5 protein-coding genes are annotated in these 5310 nt (G+C 67.7%); 3 read left to right on the top strand and 2 right to left on the bottom strand.

Annotation, left to right across the window (positions count from 1 at the left end):
• Positions 1 to 81: 81 nt before the first annotated feature.
• Together B1964_RS15615 and B1964_RS15610 are read right to left on the bottom strand one after the other, a co-directional pair.
• On the bottom strand, positions 82 to 696 hold the full coding sequence (locus tag B1964_RS15615; protein WP_079930417.1) for a methylated-DNA--[protein]-cysteine S-methyltransferase: 615 nt from the start codon (positions 694 to 696) through the stop codon (positions 82 to 84).
• 10 nt (positions 697 to 706) lie between these two features.
• Positions 707 to 2344, bottom strand: a complete 1638-nt coding sequence (locus tag B1964_RS15610; RefSeq protein ID WP_079930416.1) for an Ada metal-binding domain-containing protein — start codon at positions 2342 to 2344, stop codon at positions 707 to 709.
• Between the two features lie 132 nt (positions 2345 to 2476).
• Here B1964_RS15610 and B1964_RS15605 point away from each other — a divergent pair, with 132 nt between their 5' ends.
• From B1964_RS15605 to ychF, 3 genes are all read left to right on the top strand, one after another.
• Positions 2477 to 2755, top strand: a complete 279-nt coding sequence (locus B1964_RS15605) for a hypothetical protein (protein WP_014360687.1) — start codon at positions 2477 to 2479, stop codon at positions 2753 to 2755.
• Between the two features lie 198 nt (positions 2756 to 2953).
• A complete protein-coding gene (locus B1964_RS15600) occupies positions 2954 to 4117 on the top strand; it encodes an AI-2E family transporter (RefSeq protein WP_231386950.1) in 1164 nt (387 codons plus the stop codon).
• A gap of 51 nt (positions 4118 to 4168) precedes the next feature.
• Positions 4169 to 5248 carry a redox-regulated ATPase YchF gene (gene ychF / locus B1964_RS15595; protein WP_079930414.1) on the top strand — a complete coding sequence of 360 codons (1080 nt, stop codon included), beginning with the start codon at positions 4169 to 4171 and terminating at the stop codon, positions 5246 to 5248.
• Positions 5249 to 5310 lie beyond the last annotated feature (62 nt).

The following is a 5310-nucleotide window of genomic DNA, read 5'->3' as shown; positions in this document are numbered from 1 at the left end:
ATGCGAGCACGATGCCGATCATGTCGGTGATCTTGCCCGCGACCACCGACAGAATCGGTTCGCCGCCCGCGATGCGGTCGTTCAGCCCGCGTCGGGGAGGGGTACCTCCTGGTCGGGTGTCTCCCGTTCGAGCAGCGACCGCTTGATGTCCAGTCCGTAACGGAATCCGCCAAGGCTGCCGTCGCGCCGCAGCACACGGTGGCACGGCACGAACAGTGCCGCGGCGTTGCGCGCGCAGGCCGAGGCTGCGGCCCGGATGGCGGCCGGTTCGCCGGCACGCTCGGCCAATTCGGTGTAGGTCACCGCGGTGCCCGCGGTGACCCCGCGCAATGCGGCCCAAGCCTTTTCGATGAACGGACCCGATCGTTGGACGACCGGTTGGGCCGCGGCCGGACCGAAGTCGTCGGCGTAGTAGGCCTCGACGGCCTCGGTGATCGTGGTCAATTCCGGTGTGCGGCCGAGCTCTGCGGGACCGCGCAGATCGTGTGGCCGCAGGTCGCGGTGCACGAGTGCGACCAGATATTCGGGGGTGTCGGTCCACCCCGATGCCAGGATGATGCCGTCGGTGTCGGCGACGACGGTGAATGCGCCGTCCGGCGTCGAGACCGTCGTCCACAGGCCGACGCCGTCCTTGGGTGTGGAAGTACCTGGGGTGGAAGTACTTGGGGTGGAGGGTGTTTCGAGGGTGTCGGTCATGAGGATGCTCCTAGGTGGTCGTGTCTGCGGTAGTGGTGGGCGGGGTACTGGCGTCTGAGGGGATGAGCCGATGGCGCCACAGGTGCATCGAGGCGTAGGAACGCCACGGTGCCCACTGGGCGGTGTCGTCGAGGTCGATGGCGAGATCGCGGGCGGCGTGGCGAACGACGAGGTCGTGCCGAAGGAGGACGTCGGGGTCACCGGTCACCTGCATCGTGACGTAGTCGGCGGTCCACGGCCCCACTCCGGGCAGGGCGAGTAATTGTGCATGAAGATCGGACGCATCGACCCCCATGTGTGGTTCCACCGAATGTTCGGCAATCGCCTGTGCCGCGCCGACGATCGCCGAGATCCGGCGGGCGGGCCCGGTCAGGATCGTGCTGCCGCGTTCGGCGATGGCGGCGGCCGTCGGGAACTGTCGCCACGATCGCGCACCGTCGTCGCCCCCGTCATCGCCGGCCGCCGTCGGCCAGTCTGTCGGCTCACCGAGGGCGTCGACCAGCCGCGTCACGTGCCGCCGCGCGGCGGCGACGCTGATCTGCTGGCCGATCATGGTGCGGATGAGTGACTCGCCGCCGTCGATGCTTCCGGGTACCCGAACCCCCGGTGCGACGCCGACGACCGGGCCGAGGGCCGGATCGGTGGACAGGGCGTCGGTTGCGGCCACGATGTCGGCGTCGAGGTCGAACAACCGGCGCAGTCGATTCACCGCGGCACTCAGGTCCCGGAGGTCCAGATGCTCGAGTCGCACGCGCAGGAATCCGTCGCCGGGCGTCGTCTCCGCCAGCGCCGGCCCGTGCGGAAGGGTCAACACGCGCTGATGAATCCACTGCCGATCGGCGTCGGGTCGATACCGCTCGACGCCGTCGACCGAGTGCGCGGCCAGATACCACCCGAACCAGGAGGTGTCGAACGGTTCGCGGTATGCCAGGCGCAGCGTGATCGCCGACGATCGCTCGCCTCTACCGGTGGCCGCGGATGCTGCGGTCGGGGTGTCGATGTCACTGCGGGAGTTGGCCCGTCGCAGCGAGCGCAGCGCGCGCGGGGTCAGGCCGAACACCTCGCGGATGGTGTCGTTGTACTGACGCACGCTGGTGAACCCGGCCGCGAAGGCGATGTCGGACATCGGTAGATCGGTGCACTGGATAAGGATTCGCGCGCTGGTCGCGCGATGCGCCCGGGCGAGGGCGAGCGGGCCGGCACCGAGTTCGGTGGTCAGCACCCGTGTCATATGCCGTGTCGAATACCCGAGTCGTCCGGCGAGACCACCGACCCCCTCGCGTTCGATGACCCCGTCGGTGATGAGCCGCATCGCCCGTGAGGAGAGATCCTTGTTGAGATTCCAGCGCGGTGAACCGGGAACCGCGTCCGGCAGGCAGCGCCGGCAGGCACGGAATCCGCCCGCCTGCGCGCCGGCCGCGGTCGCGACGAAGGCGACGTTCTCGGGTCGCGGGGTCTGCGCCGGGCACGACGGCCGGCAATAGATTCCGGTGGTGCGCACGGTGGCGAAGAACTGGCCGTCGAAACGCGCATCCCGTGCCTGCAGCGCGCGGTAACACCCTTCGAAATCGAGCCCCGTCGACGCCCGGACCGGGTCGGTGCCTGCCGTCGTCGAGGACTGGGGTGGCGCGTCGGTGGAAGCGGTCATGGCTCCACCCTCTCACCGCCCGGCGGGCTTTTCTGGCGGGAATCGGCCATCGCTTCACCGGACCGGCGACACTCGGTCGCCCAGGTTCGGCAATTGAGTGACGTAGCTAACACTTCGTGCCACGATGTCTGCATGAGCACGCAGTTCGACGGCCCTCGACAGCGAGGTCAGGAGCCGGAGACCCCGCTCGCGGAGTTGCCCGACTGGGGACTCGACATCATGCGCGGGTTGTACGGACCGGACACCATCGATGCCGAATGCGCCCGTCAGCGCAGGACACGGACACATCTCGCGGGCGCCGACTCGATCGAGACCGACGATCCGGTGCGTCCGCTGTCGCCGCTGGAGGCGGAGTTGGTCGCGGCCGATGCGCTCGGTGCGCTGGTGCTGCGCTTCCTGCGTCGTCGCTGACCGGCTTCGCTCGGCGTCACTGATCCGTTGCGCTGAGAAGGGCGAGCCCGCGCCGCGCCGCCCTCGCTCGGGAGTCTCGTCGTGGTGGTGTGTGAGGATCGTGGCGTGACCGATTCTGACGATTCGTCGCCGCTGCCCGACCCTGCTGCAGATGGCCCGGCCGACACCGGCGTCGCCACACCCGCTGCCCCCTCGAGAATGCAGGTGTTCCTGAGTGGCCTGCGGTCGACCTCGATCGTCGGGTTGCAGTTCATCCTGGTGGTCGGCGCCCTCTGGGTGGTGATGTGGGTGGTCGGTGAGGTCTGGGTGATCCTGCTCCCGGTCCTCCTCGCGATCATCGCGTGCACGTTGCTGTGGCCGCCGGTGCGCTGGCTGCGGGGACACGGGGTGCCGCCCGCCGGGGCCTCCCTGCTGATGATGCTCGTCGCGGTGGGCCTGCTCGGCGGGGTGATCGGGCTGATCGTGCCCTCGATCGTCGATCAATCGCCGGAGCTCGCCGACCGCACCGTCAGCGGTGTCCACAAACTCCAGGACTGGGTCCAGGGTCCGCCGCTGAATCTCGGCGATGAGCAGATCGACGGTCTGGTGTCGGCGATCACCCAACGTGTGCAATCCAGTGCCAGCACCATTGCGGCCGGGGTGTTCAGCGGTATCGGCACCGCGACGTCGGTGCTGATCACCCTGTTCACGACGCTCATCCTGGTGTTCTTCTTCCTCAAGGACGGCCCGCGCTTTGTTCCGTGGTTGCAGCGCACGATCGGGCATCCGGCGGGTGCGCACCTCGGCGAGGTGCTGTCACGGATGTGGAACTCGTTGGGCGGCTTCATCCGGACGCAGGCGATCGTCAGCTTCGTCGACGCCTCGCTCATCGGTGCGGGACTGTTCATCCTGCAGGTCCCCCTGGCGGGGGTGTTGGTGGTGATCACCTTCCTCGGTGGCTTCATCCCGATCGTCGGTGCCTTCGTCGCGGGCGCGCTCGCGGTGCTCATCGCGCTGGTGTCCAACGGACTCACCACGGCGCTGATCGTCCTCGGCATCATCCTCGCCGTACAGCAACTCGAGGGAAATGTGTTGCAGCCGTGGCTGCAGTCCAAGTCGATGGACCTGCATGCGGCGATCGTGTTGCTCGCGGTCACCCTGGGCGGCAGCCTGTTCGGGATCATCGGCGCATTCCTCGCGGTGCCTGCCGCGGCGACCATCGCCGTCATCCTGCGGTACCTCAACGAGCAGATCGCGATCCGGGTGGGGGAGAAGCCGCCACCTCTCGACGAGGCATCCGACGACGGCGGACCGGGTGTGGGAGCCAATGAGGACTCGGAGGACGCCGAGGACACCGGCGGGGCGGTGCCGGGCACCGCCTGAGTCCGTCACCGGCCTCGGTGTGCCGAGAGCTGCCCGATAGACTGGGCGCCCGTGAGTCTCACCCTCGGTATCGTCGGACTGCCCAACGTCGGCAAGTCCACCCTGTTCAACGCGTTGACCCGCAACGATGTGCTCGCCGCGAACTACCCGTTCGCCACCATCGAGCCCAACATCGGGGTCGTCGAGCTCCCGGACACACGGCTCGACCGTCTCGCCGAGATCTTCGGCAGTGAGCGCATCCTGCCTGCGACCGTGTCGTTCGTCGACATCGCCGGGATCGTCAAGGGCGCGTCGGAGGGTGAGGGCATGGGCAACCAGTTCCTGGCCAACATCCGCGAGGCCGACGCGATCTGCCAGGTGGTGCGCGTGTTCGCCGACGACGACGTCGTGCACGTCGACGGTCGGGTCGATCCGCTCGCCGACATCGGGGTCATCGAGACCGAGCTGATCCTCGCCGACCTCCAGACCTTGGAGAAGGCGATTCCGCGGCTGGAGAAGGAAGCCCGCAAGAACAAGGACACCGCCGAGGTGCTCGCCGCCGCGCAGAAGGCGCAGGAGATCCTGAACCGTGGCACAACACTGTTCGCGCAGAATGATTCGTTCGATCTGTCGTCGGTGCGCGAACTACATCTGATGACCGCCAAGCCGTTCCTCTATGTCTTCAACGCCGACGAGTCGGTGCTGACCGACGACGCGCGCAAGGCGGAGCTGAAAGCCGCTGTGGCGCCGGCGGATGCGGTCTTCCTCGACGCCAAGGTGGAAAGCGAACTCCTCGAACTCGACGAGTCCGATGCGCAGGAACTCCTCGATTCCATCGGGCAGGACGAGCCCGGCCTGCGGTCGTTGGCGCGTGCCGGATTCCACACCCTGGGCCTGCAGACCTACCTCACCGCCGGCCCGAAAGAGTCGCGCGCGTGGACGATTCACAAGGGCGACACCGCGCCGCAGGCCGCCGGCGTGATCCACACCGACTTCCAGAAGGGCTTCATCAAAGCCGAGATCGTCTCCTTCGACGACCTCGACGCCGCCGGCTCGATGGCCGCAGCCAAAGCCGCGGGCAAGGTGCGCATGGAGGGCAAGGACTACGTGATGGCCGACGGGGATGTGGTGGAGTTCCGGTTCAACGTTTAGCCTCGATCCACCGATTTGTATCTGTTCGGGCGGTGAGGGGTAGACGAAATGCCCTGTCTGAG

Origin of the sequence: Gordonia sp. i37, from assembly GCF_002043085.1 — a bacterium.
In the GTDB taxonomy this organism is placed as follows: domain Bacteria; phylum Actinomycetota; class Actinomycetes; order Mycobacteriales; family Mycobacteriaceae; genus Gordonia; species Gordonia polyisoprenivorans.
This window is presented reverse-complemented; position numbering and strand designations above follow the sequence as displayed.

Bases quoted from the DNA above. Each gene is read 5' to 3' on its own strand.
- B1964_RS15615 (WP_079930417.1), bottom strand. From the start codon at position 696: ATGACCGACACCCTCGAAACACCCTCCACCCCAAGTACTTCCACCCCA.
- B1964_RS15610 (WP_079930416.1), bottom strand. From the start codon at position 2,344: ATGACCGCTTCCACCGACGCGCCACCCCAGTCCTCGACGACGGCAGGC.
- B1964_RS15605 (WP_014360687.1), top strand. From the start codon at position 2,477: ATGAGCACGCAGTTCGACGGCCCTCGACAGCGAGGTCAGGAGCCGGAG.
- B1964_RS15600 (WP_231386950.1), top strand. From the start codon at position 2,954: ATGCAGGTGTTCCTGAGTGGCCTGCGGTCGACCTCGATCGTCGGGTTG.